The sequence below is a fragment of the Streptomyces sp. WZ.A104 genome (assembly GCF_002382885.1).
GTDB lineage: Bacteria > Actinomycetota > Actinomycetes > Streptomycetales > Streptomycetaceae > Streptomyces.
Genome location: NZ_NWVL01000188.1, coordinates 1 through 521, shown reverse-complemented (window position 1 = coordinate 521; position 521 = coordinate 1). Strand labels below are relative to the sequence as shown.

Here is a 521-nt window from a genome sequence, read left to right as displayed (position 1 = left end):
CGGGTGGCGGCTGTGTGCCGAAGATCGTGCAGGGTCCAGTTCATGCCCAGCTTCTCGTCTGCGCGCTGGATGATCCGGCGGGCCGCCCAGTAGGTCAGCGGGCGGCTCTCGCCCCGTCGAGTGCGCCAGATCGGGACCGTGGCATCCGGCAAGCCGTTCTCGTCCAGATAGGCGGCGAGGTAGGCGAGTGCTTCCGGGGAGACCGGGACTGGCTGTCTGGCCCGGGTGCCCTTGGAGATCACCCAGAGCTGTCCCTTCTGCCAGTCGATGTCACCGAGCTGAACGCCCAGCAATTCGGAGGCGCGGGCGCCGGAGGTCACGTAGCAGGACAGCAAAGCCCGGTCCCGGGCGCACTTCATCTGCTCGAACAGCGCGTCCCACTGCTCGTCGGGCAGGGCCCGCGGCTGGCGGACCGGGACTTTGGGCCGCAGTCGGCCTCGCCGGTGCTGAGCCCGGCTTTCGATCGGAGACCGGTGGGACAGCGCGGCCCTGCGGGCACGGTTCTCGGGCACCGGGTTGAG

1 protein-coding gene is annotated in these 521 nt (G+C 69.9%); it reads right to left on the bottom strand.

Translation table 11 applies throughout. From position 1 onward, the window contains the following. A partial coding sequence (locus CIB93_RS37060; protein ID WP_218839823.1) for a tyrosine-type recombinase/integrase occupies window positions 1-521 on the bottom strand: 521 nt, incomplete at both ends.